The 18331-nt window shown below is 72.9% G+C and carries 15 protein-coding genes and 1 other RNA gene; 14 read left to right on the forward strand and 2 right to left on the reverse strand.

What is annotated here, in order from left to right; translation table 11 throughout:
- Positions 1–41: 41 nt before the first annotated feature.
- The 3 genes from GXW83_RS05745 (at position 42) to GXW83_RS05755 (ending at position 3602) form a co-directional block, all read left to right on the forward strand.
- On the forward strand, positions 42–1514 hold the full coding sequence (locus GXW83_RS05745) for a serine/threonine-protein kinase (RefSeq protein ID WP_182441814.1): 1473 nt from the start codon (positions 42–44) through the stop codon (positions 1512–1514).
- A 161-nt stretch (positions 1515–1675) separates the two neighbouring features.
- On the forward strand, positions 1676–2785 hold the full coding sequence (gene prfB, locus GXW83_RS05750) for a peptide chain release factor 2 (protein ID WP_182441815.1): 1110 nt from the start codon (positions 1676–1678) through the stop codon (positions 2783–2785).
- A gap of 235 nt (positions 2786–3020) precedes the next feature.
- Positions 3021–3602: a hypothetical protein gene (locus tag GXW83_RS05755; protein WP_182441816.1), complete on the forward strand. Its 582-nt coding sequence runs from the start codon at positions 3021–3023 to the stop codon at positions 3600–3602.
- A gap of 161 nt (positions 3603–3763) precedes the next feature.
- Here the strand turns inward: GXW83_RS05755 and GXW83_RS05760 are convergent, their stop codons facing one another.
- Positions 3764–3964 carry a hypothetical protein gene (locus GXW83_RS05760; RefSeq protein ID WP_182441817.1) on the reverse strand — a complete coding sequence of 67 codons (201 nt, stop codon included), beginning with the start codon at positions 3962–3964 and terminating at the stop codon, positions 3764–3766.
- Positions 3965–4347: 383 nt separating this feature from the next.
- On the opposite strand from GXW83_RS05760, the gene ftsE reads away from it, so the two are divergent.
- From ftsE to GXW83_RS05800, 8 genes are all read left to right on the forward strand, one after another.
- A complete protein-coding gene (gene ftsE / locus GXW83_RS05765; protein ID WP_182441818.1) occupies positions 4348–5037 on the forward strand; it encodes a cell division ATP-binding protein FtsE in 690 nt (229 codons plus the stop codon).
- 70 nt (positions 5038–5107) lie between these two features.
- Positions 5108–6028: a permease-like cell division protein FtsX gene (gene ftsX, locus GXW83_RS05770; protein WP_182441819.1), complete on the forward strand. Its 921-nt coding sequence runs from the start codon at positions 5108–5110 to the stop codon at positions 6026–6028.
- A 73-nt stretch (positions 6029–6101) separates the two neighbouring features.
- Entirely contained in the window at positions 6102–6599 is a 498-nt protein-coding gene (gene smpB / locus GXW83_RS05775) for an SsrA-binding protein SmpB (protein ID WP_225446778.1), read from the forward strand.
- A gap of 120 nt (positions 6600–6719) precedes the next feature.
- Positions 6720–7089: a transfer-messenger RNA gene (gene ssrA, locus GXW83_RS05780) on the forward strand.
- A 92-nt stretch (positions 7090–7181) separates the two neighbouring features.
- The gene (locus GXW83_RS05785; protein ID WP_182441821.1) at positions 7182–8318 is read left to right on the forward strand and encodes a winged helix DNA-binding domain-containing protein; all 1137 of its coding nucleotides are present in this window, start codon (positions 7182–7184) and stop codon (positions 8316–8318) included.
- A gap of 97 nt (positions 8319–8415) precedes the next feature.
- Positions 8416–10806: a UvrD-helicase domain-containing protein gene (locus GXW83_RS05790; protein WP_182441822.1), complete on the forward strand. Its 2391-nt coding sequence runs from the start codon at positions 8416–8418 to the stop codon at positions 10804–10806.
- A 457-nt stretch (positions 10807–11263) separates the two neighbouring features.
- On the forward strand, positions 11264–12715 hold the full coding sequence (locus GXW83_RS05795) for an NAD-dependent malic enzyme (RefSeq protein WP_182441823.1): 1452 nt from the start codon (positions 11264–11266) through the stop codon (positions 12713–12715).
- A 559-nt stretch (positions 12716–13274) separates the two neighbouring features.
- A complete protein-coding gene (locus GXW83_RS05800; RefSeq protein ID WP_030260605.1) occupies positions 13275–13556 on the forward strand; it encodes an HU family DNA-binding protein in 282 nt (93 codons plus the stop codon).
- A gap of 164 nt (positions 13557–13720) precedes the next feature.
- On the opposite strand, the gene murA is transcribed toward GXW83_RS05800, so the two are convergent.
- The gene (gene murA, locus GXW83_RS05805; protein WP_182441824.1) at positions 13721–15049 is read right to left on the reverse strand and encodes a UDP-N-acetylglucosamine 1-carboxyvinyltransferase; all 1329 of its coding nucleotides are present in this window, start codon (positions 15047–15049) and stop codon (positions 13721–13723) included.
- Positions 15050–15411: 362 nt separating this feature from the next.
- Between murA and GXW83_RS05810 the strand changes: the two genes are divergently transcribed.
- From GXW83_RS05810 to GXW83_RS05820, 3 genes are all read left to right on the forward strand, one after another.
- On the forward strand, positions 15412–15990 hold the full coding sequence (locus GXW83_RS05810) for a YqgE/AlgH family protein (RefSeq protein ID WP_182447109.1): 579 nt from the start codon (positions 15412–15414) through the stop codon (positions 15988–15990).
- Between the two features lie 39 nt (positions 15991–16029).
- Positions 16030–16335, forward strand: a complete 306-nt coding sequence (locus GXW83_RS05815) for a DUF3039 domain-containing protein (protein ID WP_182441825.1) — start codon at positions 16030–16032, stop codon at positions 16333–16335.
- Positions 16336–16424: 89 nt separating this feature from the next.
- The gene (locus GXW83_RS05820) at positions 16425–18104 is read left to right on the forward strand and encodes a beta-N-acetylhexosaminidase (RefSeq protein ID WP_182441826.1); all 1680 of its coding nucleotides are present in this window, start codon (positions 16425–16427) and stop codon (positions 18102–18104) included.
- Positions 18105–18331: the final 227 nt, after the last annotated feature.

Raw genomic sequence — 18331 nt, forward strand, 5'->3', positions numbered from 1 at the left:
CTGACACACGGCCAGCCACCTCATCCGCGCACGGAGCAGCCTTGGCACGCAAGATCGGTAGCCGCTACACCGCGCACCAGGTGATCGGCCGCGGCTCGGCGGGGACAGTCTGGCTCGGCGAAGGCCCCGAGGGCCCGGTGGCCATCAAGCTGCTCCGCGAGGACCTGGCCATGGACCAGGTCCTGGTCGGCCGCTTCGTCCAGGAGCGCACCGCGCTGACCAGCCTGGACCACCCCCGGGTGGTCGGTGTGCACGACCTGGTCGTCGACGGCGACGACCTCGCGCTGGTGATGGAGCTGGTCCACGGCGCCGACCTGCGCTCCCGGCTGGACCGCGAGGGCCCGCTGACGCCGCAGGCCGCCGTCTCCATCGCCGCGGACGTCGCCGAGGGCCTCGCCGCCGCCCACGCCGCGGGCATCGTCCACCGGGACGTGAAGCCCGAGAACATCCTGCTCGACCAGGCCTCCTCGCCCGGCCCCGGCGGCGCGCCCCGGGCCAAGCTCTCCGACTTCGGCATCGCCCGGCTGGTGGACGCCCCCCGGCGGACCAGGGCCACCCGGATCATCGGCACCCCCGACTACCTCGCCCCCGAGGTCATCGAGGGGCTGGAGCCGCGCGCGGCCGTCGACATCTACGCCCTGGCCACCGTCCTGTACGAGCTGCTGGCCGGTTTCACGCCCTTCGGCGGCGGCCACACCGGCGCGGTGCTGCGCCGCCACGTCACCGAGGCCGTCGCGCCGCTCCCGGGCCTGCCCGAGGAGCTGTGGAAGGTGATAGCCCAGTGCCTGGCCAAGGCACCGGCCTCGCGGCTGCGCGCCGCCGAGCTGGCGACCCGGCTGCGCGAGCAGCTGCCCTCGCTGGCCGGGCTGCCCAGCCTGGACGTCGCGCACCCGGCGCTGCCGCCCGCCGTCCTGGACTACCGGGAGGACGAGGACGAGGAGGAGCAGCGGGTCCAGCCGCGCCGCCGCGGACCGGCCGTCCCGCTGGTGCCCGGCGCGCAGCCCGACTCCAGCCGGGACACCCACACCAGCCTGCGCCGCCCCAGCGCCGAGGAGCTGGCGTCCTTCGCGGCGGCCTCCCGCGCCGAGCGCGGGTCCTCGGAGCGGGCCGCCGAGCGCCCCGGCGGCGCCGCCCACCGGCACGGCGGCACGCGCCGGGCCGGCCCGGGGCCGGTGGTGCGCAGGCGCCGCCTGGTGGTCGGCGCGGTGCTGGCGGTGCTGGTCGCGGCCGGGGCGGTCGGGGCGTACGAGGCGCTGGACGGCAGCGGCGGCCGGGGCGCCGGCGGCGCCGGTGCCAGCGACAGCCCGGCCCCGGGCAGCTCCGGCGACTCGGCCGCCGACACCCCCGCCGCCCACCTCCCGCCGGTCGACCCGGGCAGGGCCGATCCCGGCGGGGGCGGCCTCGCGCAGGCCGGGCCCGGAGCCCCGGCCGGACGCACGGTCGCCGCCACGGTCACGGTCCGGGCGGCCCTGCCCGGCCGCGCCCGGGGCGGCGCGCCCACCCCGACGGCGTAGCCGGGCACCGGCCCGACGGCCGCCCGGCCCGGCCGGGCATGCCGTTGGCGCGGGGTCGCCCGGCCCGGCGCAGGGGCCCGACGGCCGTCGCCGCGCCCCTGCGCGGGCCTCGCGGGGGCCTCGCGGCTCAGTCCACCGGCCGGAACCATTAGGCTGGTGGCGTGGCAGCCATCGATCCTTCCGAAGAACTCAAGTCCCTCGAAACGACCATGTCGTCGATCGAGGCAGTGGTCGACCTCGACAAGATCCGGGCCGACATCGCGGTCTTCGAGGAGCAGGCCGCCGCCCCCGACCTCTGGGACGACGTGGACGCGGCCCAGCAGGTCACCAGCAAGCTCTCCTACCTGCAGGGCGAGCTGCGCAAGGTGCAGACCCTGCGCGGCCGGATCGAGGACCTCGCGGTCATGTTCGAGCTGGCCGAGGACGAGGGCGACGCCGAGGCCCGGGCCGAGGCCGAGACCGAGCTGGCGTCCGTCCAGAAGGCCGTGGCCGAGATGGAGGTCAGGACCCTCCTCTCCGGCGAGTACGACGTCCGCGAGGCGCTGGTCAACATCCGTGCCGAGGCGGGCGGCGTGGACGCCGCCGACTTCGCCGAGCGGCTGATGCGCATGTACCTGCGCTGGGCCGAGCGGCACGGCTACCCGACCGAGGTCTACGACACCTCGTACGCCGAGGAGGCCGGGATCAAGTCGGCGACCTTCGGCGTCAAGGTCCCCTACGCCTACGGCACGCTCTCGGTCGAGCAGGGCACCCACCGGCTGGTCCGGATCTCGCCCTTCGACAACCAGGGCCGCCGCCAGACGTCCTTCGCCGGCGTCGAGGTGCTGCCGGTGGTCGAGAAGGCCGACCACATCGACATCGACGAGACCGAGCTGCGGGTGGACGTGTACCGCTCCTCCGGCCCCGGCGGCCAGGGCGTCAACACCACCGACTCGGCGGTGCGGATCACCCACCTGCCGACCGGCATCGTGGTCTCCTGCCAGAACGAGCGCTCGCAGATCCAGAACCGCGCCAGCGCCATGAACGTCCTCCAGGCCAAGCTGCTGGAGCGCCGCCGCCAGGAGGAGAAGGCGGAGATGGACGCGCTCAAGGACGGCGGCAACTCCTGGGGCAACCAGATGCGCTCCTATGTCCTGCACCCGTACCAGCAGGTCAAGGACCTGCGCACGCAGTACGAGGTGGGCAACCCGCAGGCGGTGCTGGACGGCGAGCTGGACGGCTTCATCGAGGCCGGCATCCGCTGGCGCAAGCAGAACGAGAAGAACGCCTAGGCCCGTACCGGCCCGCACGGGACCGCAGCGCATATTTCCTGACGTCAACGGCGATCTGCCCGCGAAAGCGGACAGATCGCCGTTGACGTCAGGTGCCGCTTTTCACCATGCTGACCGCGCAGTGCCCGCGCCTGCGGGCACCCGTGTGGCGAGAGGGGCGGTAGTGCGAAACGGACACCGAAGAAAACCTGGGGGCCTACGCTCCCGGGCGGCGCGCATCGCCGGTGCGGCGCTGGTGCTGTCCGGAGCGGGCCTGACGGTGACGGGGGTGGCCGAGGCGGTCTCCGTGCCCGGGGTCGCGCCCAACCAGGCGGTCATCGGCACCGACGGCAGCGGCTCGGACGCCACCGGCCCGGGCGTCACCGGCGCCGACACCGGGACCGGCGCGGCCACCGACCCCGGCACCGCTCCGGCGGACCCGACCGACCCGACCGGGGCGTCCACCGACCCGGCGGGCGACACGCCCACGGGCGCGCCCACCGACACCGGCGCGCCGACGGCGGCGCCGACCACCGCCCCCACCGCTCCGACCGCCCCCACCGGCACGGCCACCGGCGGCGGCTCGCTCCCGGCGAGCCCCTCGGCCCCGGCTTCGGCCTCGATCCCGGCCCCGACGCCCTCCGGGTCGGCCGCCGCCTCCTCAGCGCCCGCAGGCGGCGCGCAGGGCGGAATGAGCGCCCCTCCGGTCCGGCAGACCCTCGCCGAGACCGGGACGGACCGGAGCGTCCCGCTGCTGCTGGGCGGCAGCGCGACCCTGATCGCCGGCGGCCTGGTGTTCCGCTTCGGCCCCCGCCGGGCCGCCCGCACCCGCGGCTGACGCCGGCCCCCGAACCCGGCGCGGCCCCGAACCCGGCGCGGTCCTCGAACCCGCGGTTCTTCCGGAACTCAGCGCGCCGCAGAGACACCGCAGACGTACCGCAGGCGCGGCCCCCGGGCATCCCGGGGGCCGCGCCTGTCGAATGTCGGTCGGATCAGCGGCTACGCGAAGGCGTGCCGGGCTATCAGCGCGCACGCGACCAGGGCCGCGATCAGCGCGATCAGGGCCATGGGGGAGAGCGAGCCGAAGAGTCGCTGCTGCTCCTGCTCCTCCAGCTGCCGCCGACTCGCTCGGCAGGTGGGGCACCGCCCCTCGCTCACCGGTCCCGCACAGTTGGCGCACACCAGACGGTCGAACGTCACAACGATCTCCTCCTCCGACCTGCCCAACGAGACACCATGCCGGGTGGGTTCCCTCCACTGTGCCACGTCGAACACAATCCGGCCGGGTTCCGCTTCAGCAGATGATCGCACTGCGTCACCATCCCGGTGAATCCATGGCGAAACCCCGTTTCTTTGGTGCGTTTTATGCCTATATGTCCGTGAACTCCCGCACTATTCGCGGCCTGAACCTGCACGCCGGTGTCCGCGTCGCGTAAGGTCGGCCAACCGGGGGAGCTCTGCGTCGTCCTGCGGTGCGGCTCCGCCGTCTGCCCCGTCCCTGCCCGCGAAGAGGGTGTGAAGGTCCCGCAACACGGGAACTGCACCGCCGCCCTCCACCTAGACTGGCCGACCGTGATGCAGCCGTGATCCGATTCGACAACGTCTCCAAGACGTATCCCAAGCAGAACCGTCCCGCGCTGGACAACGTCTCGCTAGAGATCGAGAAGGGCGAGTTCGTCTTCCTGGTCGGCTCCTCAGGTTCCGGCAAGTCGACGTTCCTGCGGCTGATCCTGCGCGAGGAGCGGCCCAGCACCGGCGACGTGCACGTGCTCGGCAAGGACCTGGCCAAGCTGTCCAACTGGAAGGTCCCGCAGATGCGGCGCCAACTGGGCACGGTCTTCCAGGACTTCCGCCTGCTGCCGAACAAGACCGTCGGCCAGAACGTCGCGTTCGCGCTGGAGGTCATCGGCAAGCCGCGCTCGGTCATCGGCAAGGTCGTGCCCGAGGTGCTGGAGCTGGTCGGCCTGGCCGGCAAGCAGGACCGCATGCCCGGTGAGCTGTCCGGCGGTGAGCAGCAGCGCGTGGCCATCGCCCGCGCCTTCGTGAACCGCCCGATGCTGCTGATCGCGGACGAGCCGACCGGAAACCTGGACCCGCAGAATTCCGTCGGCATCATGAAGCTGCTGGACCGGATCAACCGGACCGGCACCACCGTGCTGATGGCCACGCACGACCAGGCCATCGTCGACCAGATGCGCAAGCGCGTCATCGAACTGGACCAGGGCCACCTGGTCCGCGACCAGTCCCGCGGCGTGTACGGGTACCAGCACTGACCTGCCGCCCGACCGCACCTCGGCACATCGGCGTCCGCACCACGGCGGCGCCCCGACCAGCTAGGAAGTCATGCGAGCACAGTTCGTCATGTCGGAGATCGGTGTAGGTCTCCGGCGCAATCTGACGATGACCATCGCGGTCATCGTGAGCGTGGCGCTCTCGCTGGCGCTGGCGGGGGCGGCCATCCTGCTGAACGCCCAGGTCGGCAACATGCGCGGCTACTGGGACAGCCGGGTGGAGGTCTCGGTCTTCTTCTGCAACCACACCGACGCGGGCAACGTGAAGATGTACCCGGGCTGCGTCTCCGGCCAGGCGACGGCCGCGCAGATCTCCGCGGTGCGCTCGCAGCTGCAGTCCAGCGGCCTGGTCCAGACGATCTACACCGAGACCCAGCAGCAGGCGTTCGACAACTACAAGCAGGAGTCGCCGAACAACCCGCTGCTGGCCGGGCTCACCCCGGACCAGATGGAGTACTCGCTCCGGGTGAAGCTGTACGACCCGCAGAAGTACGACCAGATCACCAGCATGGTCGCCGGGCAGCCCGGGGTCAGCCTGGTCCAGGACCAGAGCGAAGTGCTGAAGCCGCTGTTCAACCTGCTCAACGGGGCCCAGGTGGTGGCCTGGACGATCATGGCGATCATGCTGGCGGTGACCATGCTGCTGGTCGTCAACACCGTCCGGGTGTCGGCCTTCAGCCGCAAGCGCGAGACCGGGATCATGCGGCTGGTCGGCGCGTCCAACTTCTACGTGCAGATGCCGTTCATCGCCGAGGCGGCCTTCGCCGCCGTGGTCGGCGCGGCGCTGGCCTCCGGGATGCTGGCGGTCGGCAAGTACCTGCTGGTGGACCAGTTCCTGAGCAAGCAGATCGCCCTGATCAACTTCATCGGCTGGGGCCCGGTCTTCAAGGTGATGCCGCTGATCCTGGTGATCGGTGTGGGCATGTCCTCGATCGCCGCCTTCCTCACCCTGCGCAAGTACCTGCGGGTCTGACCGCTCCCGGACGCCGGTCGGCCCGGCCCCCGCCGGACAACTCCGGTGCCGACCGGCGCCCCCGGGTGCGACAATGACCCGCATCATGGCCAAGGTAAAAGAACCCGGACGCAAGATCATCGCGCAGAACAAGAAAGCGCGGCACGACTACAACATCCTGGACGAGATCGAGTGCGGCCTGGTGCTCACCGGCACCGAGGTGAAATCGCTGCGGGCCGGCCGGGCCTCCCTGGTGGACGGCTTCGCGGAGATCACCGGCGGCGAGGCGTGGCTGCACAACGTGCACATCATGGAGTACGCCCAGGGCACCTGGACCAACCACGCCGCCCGGCGCAAGCGCAAGCTGCTCATGCACAAGGAGGAGATCCGCAAGCTGGACTCCAGACTGCGCGAATCCGGATTCACCCTGGTGCCGCTCTCGCTGTACTTCAAGGACGGCCGGGCCAAGCTGATGCTCGCCCTGGCCCAGGGCAAGAAGCTGCACGACAAGCGGCAGACGCTGCGCGAGAAGCAGGACCGCCGCGAGACCGACCGCGCCCTGGCGGCGGTGCGCCGCCGCTCCCAGGGGTAATGAACTGGACCCCCGCGTCGGCGTGGCCGTAGGATGAAGGTGCTCCACCGGTCCCCCCAGGTCCGCGCGGAGCTGCGGTGGCTGGAACAGACCCGCATTGACAAAAGAACAGCACCCCATGGGGGTGATCGGTTTCGACTGGGGATGTCGATCCAGGGGAAGCGAGCCGAGGAACGCGGCAATGATCTCGTAAACCACGGGCCGCAAACTATAATCGCCAACTCCAAGCGCGATTCCTTCGCCCTCGCCGCCTGAGCGAGTAACCGAAGGTGTCAGACCGGGCGCGTTCCCGTCCCGGACCCTGGCATAATCTAGGGAACTCCACCGTCGTATCCGGTCACGGGGTGCGGCGGAAAATCAAACAGTGACTGGGCCTGTCGGCGGCTTGTCCGCGTGACTGCCGGGGCCGAGAAAAGCACAGCGGACTGCGCTCGGAGAAGCCCTGGTTCCGCACCACAGGACGCGGGTTCGATTCCCGCCACCTCCACCACACCCCATGGCAGCAACGCCTCCGCCCAGCCGTTCCCGGCCGGTCGGGGGCGTTGCTGCGTTCCGGGCCGGGCCGGGCCGTAGCGTACGGGCATGGAGAAGCTGAGCGCCCGCGCACTGAACCGCGCCCTGCTCGCCCGGCAGCGGCTGCTGGCGCGGGAGCCGCATGGGGTGCTGGAGACCGTCGAGCACCTGGTGGGCCTGCAGTCGCAGGTGCCCGCCGCGCCCTACACCGGCCTGTGGACGCGGCTGAGCGGCTTCGACCCGGAGGAGCTGTCCCGGCTGATGACCGGACGGGCCGCGGTGCGGATCTCCACCCTGCGCGGCACCATCCACCTGCACAGCGCCGCCGACGCGCTGGCGCTGCGCCCGCTGTGCCAGCCGGTGAACGACCGGGGGCCGTACGGCCGGGCGGTCTACCGCCGGGCGCTGGCCGGAGTGGAGCCGGAGCGGCTGGCCGCCGTCGCCCGGGAGCTGCTCGCGGACCGGCCGCTGACCAACGCGCAGCTCGGCGCGGCGCTGCTGGAGAGCTTCCCCGGCCGCGACCCGTCCACCCTGGCCTGGGCGGTGCGCGACGGGCTGCCACTGGTGCAGGTGCCGCCGCGCGGGCTGTGGGGCCGCAGCGGGCAGGCGGCCTCCACCACCGCCGAGCACTGGCTCGGCCGCCCGCTGGAGCCCGACCCCTCGCCGGACGCGCTGGTCCTGCGCTACCTGGCCGCGTTCGGCCCGGCGGGCGTCCGCGACGCGCAGGCGTGGTGCGGGCTGACCCGGCTGGCCGAGGTGTTCCAGCGGCTCCGCCCGGGGCTGCGGGTCTTCGCCGACGCCGCCACCGGCCGCGAGCTGTTCGACCTGCCCGATGCGCCGCGCCCGGACCAGGACACCCCCGCGCCGGTCCGGCTGCTGCCGGTCTACGACAACGCCGTGCTCGGCCACGAGGACCGCGCCCGCATCGTCGCCGCCGCGGATCTGCCGCTGCTCGCCCAGGGCAACGGCTACCGGCCCGCGTTCCTGGTCGACGGCCGGATCCGGGGCACCTGGGCGCTGCAGACCGGGCGCGGCGCGGCGACGCTGACCCTGCGCCCGTTCGCGCCGCTCGCCGACGCCGACCTGTCCGCGCTGCACGCCGAGGCGCAGGCCCTGCTGCGGTTCCACACCGCGTCCGACGCCCCGGGGACGGCGCCGGACGCGGCCGGGCGGGTGGTGCTCGAGGACGCCCCCGCAGGTCGCTGAGGCTCCGCTGCCCCCTCCGGGCGGGCGATGGCGTAGGGTTGCCCGTCCCCCTTTGCGCCATGGGGACGCAATGCAGACCACGTACGACAGGGGGCCCATGTCCGCGCCCAGCAGGACCGGCGGTACCAGCAGATCCGGCGACACACCGGCGACCGGCGACACACCGGCGACCGCGGAGGCACCGGCGGCGTCGCGCACGCCCGCCGACGCGCACGCGCACGCCGAGACGCTGCGCGACCGCGAGATCGCCGTGGAGCAGCTCCACCTCGACCAGGTGTACCACCGCCTGGAGGAGAAGCTCGCCGAGGCCGAGTTCATCCTCGACGACGCCAGCCGCAAGTTCCAGGTCGGCACGCCCGGCGCGCTGGCCGAGCGCGACGCGCAGGTGTTCCAGGCCGGAGCCCATCTGAACCGGCTGAACAGCGAGTTCGAGGACTTCCTGTTCGGCCGGATCGACCTGCAGCAGCCCGACCGCCCGGAGGAGGACGGCTTCCCCTCGCAGACGCCGCTGGACCCGGCCGACCCGGTCGTCGCCGAGTCGCTGCACATCGGCCGGATCGGGGTGCTGGACGCCGAGTACGGGCCGCTGGTCATCGACTGGCGCGCGCCCGCCGCCGCGCCGTTCTACCGGGCCACCCCGCTGCAGCCGGGCCGGGTGCTGCGCCGCCGGGTGATCCGCTCGCGCGGCCGACGGGTGCTCGGCGTCGAGGACGACCTGCTGCGCCCCGAGCTGGAGCCGCTGCTGGACGGCCAGCCGCTGGCGGTCATCGGCGACGGCGCGCTGATGGCGACCCTGGGCCGGGCCCGCAGCCACACCATGCGCGACATCGTCTCCAGCATCCAGCAGGAGCAGGACATCGTGATCCGGGCCGCCGCGGCCGGGGCGACCCTGGTCACCGGCGGCCCCGGGACCGGCAAGACCGCCGTGGCGCTGCACCGGGCGGCGTTCCTGCTCTACCAGGACCGGCGCCGGTACGCGGGCGGCATCCTGGTGGTCAGCCCGACGCCGCTGCTGGTCTCGTACACCGAGGGCGTGCTGCCCGCGCTGGGCGAGGAGGGCCAGGTGGCCATCCGCGCCGTGGGCAGCCTGGTCGACGGCATCGAGGCCGACGCCTACGACAGCCCGGAGGCGGCCCGGGTCAAGGGCTCCTCGCGGATGGTGGCGCTGATGCGCCGCGCCGCCCGGGCCGCCCTGGACGTCGACGACACCCCCGCCGAGCTGCGGGTGGTCGCGCTCGGGGAGGTCCTGCGGCTGGACGCCAACGCGCTGCGCGGCCTGCGCCGCACCGTGCTGGGCACCGGCGGCACCCCCGTCAACCTGCTGCGCCCGCGCGCCCGCAGGCTGCTGCTGGACGCCCTGTGGTCGCTGCTGCTGCGCACCCGGCCGCGCAGCGGCGAGCGGGTCGACCGCGAGCAGCAGCAGCGCGAGCGGGAGGCGTTCGACGAGCACGTCAGCGACGACGACGCGTTCCTGGCCTTCCTGGACGCCTGGTGGCCCGCGCTGACGCCGCGCCGGGTGCTGGCGACCCTGCGCGACCAGCGCCGGATCGGCCGGCTGGTGCGCGGCGAGCTGAGCCAGCAGGAGTCCCGGCTGATCGCCGGCTCCTGGCGGCACCTGGACGACGAGGGCCGGGGCAGCGTCACCGCGCACGATGTGGCGCTGCTGGACGAGCTGGGGCTGCTGCTGGGCGAGGCCGCACGGCCGCGCGCCCGGGAGGTGAACCCGGTGGACCTGCTGACCGGCCTGGAGGAGGTCACCACCTTCGCCGAGCGCACCCGCCGCTCCTGGGACCAGCGCCGCGAGCCGGTGGAGCGCACCGAGTACGCGCACGTCATCGTGGACGAGGCGCAGGACCTCACGCCGATGCAGTGGCGGATGATCGGCCGCCGCGCCCGCCAGGCCACCTGGACGATCGTCGGCGACCCGGCGCAGAGCTCCTGGATCGATCCGGCCGAGGCGCAGGCCGCGATGGACGAGACCCTGGGCGGCAAGCAGCGCCGCCGCTACACGCTCACCACCAACTACCGGAACCCGGCCGAGATCGCCGAGGTGGCGGCGCGCATCCTGGCGCAGGCCGCGCCGGGCACGGAGGCGCCGAACGCGGTGCGCTCCACCGGCGTCCACCCGCGGTTCGTCTCGGTGGCGCAGGAGGAGCGGGTGGGGGCGGCGGCCCGGGCCGAGGTCGAACGGCTGCTGGCGGAGGTGGACGGCACGGTCGGCATCGTCGTCCCGATGGACCGCCGGGAGGAGGCCGCGGGCTGGATCGCCGGGCTGGGGACGCGGGCGGTGGCGCTGGGCAGCCTGGAGGCCAAGGGCCTGGAGTACGACGCCACCGTGGTCGCCGACCCGTCCGGCATCGCCGGGGAGTCCGACGCGGGGCTGCGGGTGCTGTACGTGGCGCTGACCCGGGCGACCCAGCGGCTGACCGTGCTGTCCGGGCCGCTGGACCTGCCGGACGCGGACGGGGTGCCCGCCCTGCTGCAGTGACGTTGCGCCTGCCGTTCCTGCCGTGACGTCGCGCCTGCCGTGACGCCGCGGCAGGAACGACGAAGGCTCCCCACCGGTGGGGTGGGGAGCCTTCGCTGACGGTCAGTGCGACACCGACCCGCCATGCTCGCCTCGCGGCAAGTGGTCGCTCGAAGCGACTAAGGTTGGGCCCGGGGGCTTGGATCGAGCCGGTGTCGCACACCCAGACTAACAAAGCCTCCCGGGAACGCATTCCCTTCGCCGGAGAAACTTCCGCACCGTGATCACGACCGGTGCCCGCGCGCCGCCCCCGGGGCCCCCGTTCGGCCGCTGTTTCCCCCGTGGCCACGGGGATTTCGGCCGATCCCGGGCTGTCCGCGCAGTGGAACAATATTTCCACTTACCCGCTGGTAGGTGGGATCATCGAAGCGAAATCTGCGACCGAGCACAGCGAACAGCGCCCATGGAAGAAGGAACGATGGCAACGGTGCCAAGCGTGTCGAACTCGATCACGGTTCGTATGGAGGTCCCGGCCCGTGGCAACGCGGTGAGCCAGATCACCACCCTGGTGGAGTCCTCCGGCGGGTCCGTCACCGGCCTCGACGTCACCGCTTCCGGCCTCGAGGCGCTGCGCATCGACGTCACCATCGCCGCCGCCTCCGTGGCCCACGCCGAGGAGATCGTCGACAAGCTGCGCACCATCGACGGCGTCGAGATCGGCAAGGTTTCCGACCGCACCTTCCTGCTGCACCTCGGCGGCAAGATCGAGATGTCGTCCAAGCTGCCGATCCGCAACCGCGACGACCTCAGCATGATCTACACCCCCGGGGTCGCCCGGGTGTGCATGGCCATCGCCGAGAACCCGGAGGACGCCCGCCGGCTCACCATCAAGCGCAACAGCGTCGCCGTGGTGACCGACGGCTCGGCCGTGCTCGGCCTCGGCAACATCGGCCCGATGGCCGCGCTGCCGGTGATGGAGGGCAAGGCCGCGCTGTTCAAGCGCTTCGCCGGGATCGACGCCTGGCCGATCTGCCTGGACACCCAGGACAGCGACGAGATCGTCGCCATCGTCAAGGCCATCGCGCCGGGCTTCGCCGGGATCAACCTGGAGGACATCTCCGCGCCGCGCTGCTTCGAGATCGAGGCCCGGCTGCGCGAGGCCCTGGACATCCCGGTCTTCCACGACGACCAGCACGGCACCGCCATCGTCGTCCTGGCCGCGCTCACCAACGCGCTGCAGGTGGTCGGCAAGGAGATCGGCGACGTACGGGTGGTCATGTCCGGCGCCGGGGCGGCCGGCACGGCCATCCTGCGGCTGCTGCTGGACGCCGGGGTGCGCCACGCCACCGTCGCCGACGTGCAGGGCGTCGTCCACCTCGGCCGGGAGGACCTGGACGACTCGCTGCGCTGGATCGCCGAGAACACCAACCGCAGCAACCGCACCGGCACGCTGAAGGAGGCCGTGCGCGGCGCCGACGTCTTCATCGGCGTCTCCGCGCCCAACGTGCTGGACGGCGAGGACATCGCCGCCATGGCCTCGGACGCCATCGTCTTCGCGCTGGCCAACCCCGACCCGGAGGTGGACCCGGCGGTGGCCCGGCAGACCGCCGCCGTCGTCGCCACCGGGCGCAGCGACTTCCCCAACCAGATCAACAATGTACTGGTGTTCCCGGGCGTCTTCCGCGGCCTGCTGGACGCGCAGAGCCGCACCGTCAACAGCGAGATGATGATCGCCGCCGCCCGGGCGCTGGCCGCGACCGTCGCCCCCGAGCAGCTCAACGCCAACTACATCATCCCCAGCGTGTTCCACCCGGACGTCTCCAAGACCGTGGCCGCCGCCGTCCGCGAGGCCGCCCAGGCGGCGGGTGAGGCGCAGGCCGCACCGGTGTCGGCGGGCGAGCCGGGCGGCGCCCCGGTGGTCCACGTCTGACCCGCACGTCCGACCCGCCGGACGGCCCCGGCCCCGGGGCGTCCCAGGGCGTCCCAGGCCGTCCCAGGGCCGTTCGGGGGGCGTGCAGGGCCGTCCCAGGGCCGTTGCCGGGCCGTTCGGGGCCGTCCCAGGGGTTTCCCAGGGAACTCCCAGGGACGTCCCGCCATGTCCATGGAACGTCCCCGTTTGGGCGGTTCTCGTCCCAGGGCGTACGGTGTCCCTGGACCAGCGTGCCGTGCCCGCGTGCGGGGCGGCCGCCGCGGTCTCCGCCGAGAGTCGCAGCGGCCCACCCCAGCCGGGGGTCGGGCCGGTACGGACACGGTGTCACGGTGCTCGGCATGTGGCGCTGTTCGTGTGACTCTCACGGGTGCCGGATTCGCTTTCCCGGCGGTAGTGGGGGCAGGATTCGTGCCAAGGCAAGAGATTTGCGCAGCCTGGGGCATCGAACGAGATCCCCCATCGTCTGTCGGGAGTCACCCGAGTGGGTGGCTCGGCAGCCGAGGCGGCGGTCCTTTGGGGCAGCCGAGGATCGCAACGCGACAGACCACATGGAGTACATATGAACCGCAGTGAGCTGGTGGCCGCTCTGTCCGAGCGCGCCGAGGTGACCCGCAAGGACGCCGACGCCGTTCTGGCCGCGCTCGCCGAGGTCGTCGGCGACGTCGTCGCCAAGGGCGACGAGAAGGTCACCATTCCCGGCTTCCTGACCTTCGAGCGCACCCACCGCGCCGCGCGCACCGCGCGCAACCCGCAGACCGGCGACCCGATCCAGATCGCGGCCGGCTACAGCGTGAAGGTCTCCGCGGGCTCCAAGCTCAAGGAAGCCGCCAAGGGCAAGTAGGCCTCTCGGCAGCACCCACCGCGCCGGGTCCGTCCTCCCACCGGAGGAGGGGCCCGGCGCGGTGCCGTTCCGGCCGCCTGCGGGCCGCCCGCGAACGCCGACGGCCGCGGATCACCGATCCGCGGCCGTTCGCAGCGCCAGGGGCCCGGCACGGCCCCCGGGGGTCACTCCTGCCCGGGCAGCGCCACGTGCGCGCCGAGCGCCCGCAGCTTCTCCATGAAGTTCTCGTAGCCCCGGTTGATCAGGTCGATGCCGTGGACGCTGGAGGTGCCCTGCGCGGCCAGCGCCGCGATCAGGTAGGAGAAGCCGCCGCGCAGGTCGGGGATGACCAGCTCGCCGCCGAGCAGCTTGGACGGCCCGGAGACGACCGCCGAGTGCAGGAAGTTGCGCTGCCCGAACCGGCAGGGCGTGCTGCCCAGGCACTCGCGGTAGAGCTGGATGTGAGCGCCCATCTGGTTGAGCGCGGAGGTGAAGCCCAGCCGCGACTCGTACACGGTCTCGTGCACGATGGACAGGCCGGTGGCCTGGGTCAGCGCCACCACCAGCGGCTGCTGCCAGTCGGTCTGGAAGCCGGGGTGGACGTCGGTCTCCAGTGCGATGGCGTTCAGCTCGCCGCCGGGGTGCCAGAAGCGGATGCCCTCGTCGTCCACCTCGAACGCCCCGCCGACCTTCCGGAAGGTGTTGAGGAAGGTCATCATCTCCAGCTGGCGCGCGCCGTGGACGTAGATGTTGCCGCCGGTGGCCAGCGCCGCGCAGGCCCAGGAGGCGGACTCCAGCCGGTCCGGCAGCGCCCGGTGGTTGTAGCCGGTGAGCCGGTCCACGCCGGTGACCAGGATGGTCCGGTCGGTCCCCATGGAGATGATCGCGCCCATCTTCTGCAGCACGCAGATCAGGTCGACGATCTCCGGCTCGATGGCCGCGTTGCGCAGCTCGGTGACGCCCTCGGCGAGGACGGCGGTCAGCAGCACCTGCTCGGTGGCGCCGACCGAGGGGTAGGGCAGCTCGATCTTGCAGCCGCGCAGCCGCTGCGGGGCCGTCAGAACCGTTCCCTGCGGGTGCTTCTCGATGACCGCGCCGAACTGCCGCAGCACGTCGAAGTGGAAGTCGACGGGGCGTCCGCCGATGTCGCAGCCGCCCAGGCCGGGGATGAAGGCGTGGCCGAGGCGGTGCAGCAGCGGCCCGCAGAACAGGATCGGGATGCGCGAGCTGCCCGCGTGCGCGTCGATGTCGGCGACGTTGGCGCTCTCCACGTGCGAGGGGTCCAGCACCAGCTCCCCGGGCTCGTCGCCGGGCAGGACGGTGACCCCGTGCAGCTGGAGCAGGCCGCGGACGACCTTGACGTCACGGATGTCCGGGACGTTGCGGAGCCGGCTCGGCTCCTGCCCGAGCAGGGCGGCCACCATGGCCTTGGGCACGAGGTTCTTCGCGCCGCGGACACGGATCTCGCCTTCCAGCGGGTTGCCGCCGTGGACAAGCAGGACGTCGTCGGTCATGGTCTCGATCCTGGGGAGGGATAAGGGGGGCGCTGCGGGTGGGTGTTCGGCGCGCGAGGGTTCCAACACCTCAGGAGTCCAACACCTGAGAAGATGGTAGTGCGCACGGCGACGGTTCCCGGGCGGTGCGGGTGTTTGCCGGGGCTGCCGGGGTGGGCAGGAGGAGCGGGGGGCTGCCTGTGTGGTGAAGCTCTCATCGGACTGGGCCTTGCCGGAACAACTTTCGCACGGCTGTCCGCGTACGGCCCGATCTGGCACTCCGGCGGGGTGGCTGCGTGTCGCGCCGCAGCCGGGGCGGCCCGTTGCGCCGACCGCCGTGTCGGCCGCCGTTCCGTTGCCCGCCCGCGGGAAAGTGCGGGATCATTTCTGCCATGACCGAGGCCGTCTCGCTGGCGGGCAGGCTGCTCGTGGCAACGCCCGCGCTGACCGATCCCAACTTCGACCGTGCGGTGGTGCTGCTGCTCGACCATGACGCCGAGGGCACCCTGGGCGTGGTCCTGAACCGCCCCACCGGCGTGGAGGTCGGCTCGGTGCTGGAGAGCTGGGGCGGGCTGGCCGGGGAGCCCGCCGTGGTGTTCCAGGGCGGCCCGGTGGCGCTGGACTCCGCGCTGGGCCTGGCGGTGGTGCCGGGGGAGTGGCCGGCCGGGGAGTTCCTCGGCTGGCGGCGGGTGCACGGGGCGATCGGCCTGGTGGACCTGGAGTCCCCGCCGGAGCTGCTGGCCCCCGAGCTGGGTTCGCTGCGGATCTTCGCCGGCTACGCCGGATGGGCCCCCGGGCAGCTGGAGGACGAGCTGCTGGAGGGCGTCTGGTACCTGGTCGAGTCCGAGCCGGGGGACGTCTCCTCGCCCGACCCGGAGCGGCTGTGGCGGGCGGTGCTGCGGCGGCAGCGCGGCGAGCTGGCGCTGGTGGCCACCTATCCGGACGACCCCTCGCTGAACTGATTCCTGCGCGGCGCGGCACGAGTTCTAGACTGGTGTGCCATGAGCACCCTTGAGCCCCAGCACCAGCCCGAGCGCGGCGGCAGCACCGGCACCCTGGTGGAGCCGGTCCCCCAGGTATCCCACGGCGACGGCGATCACGAGCGGTTCGCGCACTACGTGAAGCGCGACAAGATCATGGACAGCGCGCTGTCCGGCTCGCCGGTCGTGGCGCTGTGCGGCAAGGTCTGGGTGCCCGGGCGCGACCCGAAGAAGTACCCGGTCTGCCCCATGTGCAAGGAGATCTTCGAGGGCCTCGACGGCGGCGGGGACAAGGACAAGGCCGGCAAGGGCGGCAAGGACAGCTGACCCGCGCCCGGGGCGGCTGCCCCCGGGATGCGTCCGGCCCCTGGATAGGTCTGGACCATTGGCGGCGCAGCGGGGCAGGATGGCTTCTCATGGACCTCATACCTGCCCCGCTGTCCCTGGAGAGCCCCGCCCGGCCCGGCGTCTTCCGCCTGGACGCGGCCACCACCCTGGACGGCGGCCCGGGGACCGAGGGGGTCAGGCGCCGGCTGCGCGCCGAGCTGGGGGCGGCGACCGGCTACGAGCTGCTGCCCGCGACCGGCGGCGGCGCGGCCACCGCCGTCGAGCTGGAGCTGGCGGACGGCCTGGAGCCGGAGGGCTACCGGCTGGAGGTGACCGCCGACCGGGTGCGGATCACCGGCGGGGCCGCCGCCGGGCTGTTCTGGGGCGCGCAGACGCTGCGTCAACTGCTCGGCCCCGAGGCCCACCGGCGCGCCCCGCTCAGGTGCGACGGCTGGACCGTCCCCTGCCTCACCGTCGCCGACCGGCCCCGCTTCGGCTGGCGCGGCGTGCTGCTAGACGTCGCCCGGCACTTCCTGCCCAAGGCCGACGTGCTGCGCTACCTCGACCTGCTGGCCGCGCACAAGCTCAACGTGCTGCACCTGCACCTCACCGACGACCAGGGCTGGCGGATCGAGGTGCGGCGCTACCCCCGGCTGACCGGGGCCGGGGCCTGGCGCGAGCGGTCCATGGTCGGCTACCGCGGCGGCGTCCCCGACGGCCTGCTGCCCGAGGGCGTCGCCGGAACCCCCCGGGACGGCCGCCGACGCGACGACCGGCCGCACGGCGGCTTCTACACCCAGGACGACCTGCGCGAGATCGTCGCCTACGCCGCCGAGCGGCAGATCACCGTCGTCCCCGAGATCGACGTCCCGGGCCACGCCCAGGCCGCCATCGCCGCCTACCCGGAGCTGGGCAACCACGACGTGGTGGACACCGCCGCGCTGGCCACCTGGACCGACTGGGGCATCAACCACAACGTGCTCAACGTCGAGGACGGCACGCTGCGCTTCTACGAGCACGTGCTGGAGGAGGTCCTGGAGATCTTCCCCTCGACCTTCATCCACCTCGGCGGTGACGAGTGCCCCAAGGAGCAGTGGAAGGCCAGCGCCTCCGCCCAGGCCCGGATCGAGGAGTTGGGGCTGGCCAACGAGGACGAGCTGCAGAGCTGGTTCATCCGGCACTTCGACGCCTGGCTGGCCGCCCGCGGACGCCGGCTGATCGGCTGGGACGAGATCCTCGACGGCGGCCTGGCCCCCGGCGCGGCCGTCTCCTCCTGGCGCGGCTACCGGGCCGGGATCACCGCCGCCCGGGCCGGCCACGACGTGGTCATGTGCCCGGAGCAGCAGGTCTACCTGGACCACCGGCAGGCCCCGGGCGAGGACGAGCCGGTCCCGGTCGGCTGGGTGCGCTCGCTGGAGGACGTCTACCGGTTCGAGCCGCTGCCGCCGGAGCTGCGCACCGACCCGGACGCCGCCGCGCATGTGATCGGCACTCAGGCCAACCTGTGGACGGAGTTCATGGACGACGCCCGCGACGTGGACTACCACGCCTTCCCCCGGCTGGCGGCCTTCGCCGAGGTGGCCTGGTCGCAGCTGCCGCAGCAGTCCGCCGAGCGGGACTACGCCGGATTCGAGGCCCGGCTGCGCGGCCACCTGGCCCGGCTGGACGCGCTCGGCGTCGAGTACCGCCCGCAGTCCGGGCCGCACCCGTGGCAGCGCCGCCCGGGGGTGCCGGGTCGTCCGATCGAGGGGCTGCCGCCGCTGGTCTGACCCGGCCCGGGAGCCGCGGCGGCGCCGCCGCACAGAGCCGGACCGGTCGCCCGCCAATTCGGGCAAAAGCCACGAAAACCGGGTCAACTCACTGGCGGGGGAGGGGATCACGGCCGCGCCCAGGTGTGTCAGAGTTGCCCCACCGCAACTCGCGGGGTGCGCGTACGGCGCGTTTCCACGTACGGTACGGGCGAGAAGCGGCAGCGGTGTGTGCAATCCGAGCTCGG

The sequence above is a fragment of the Streptacidiphilus sp. PB12-B1b genome (assembly GCF_014084125.1).
In the GTDB taxonomy this organism is placed as follows: domain Bacteria; phylum Actinomycetota; class Actinomycetes; order Streptomycetales; family Streptomycetaceae; genus Streptacidiphilus.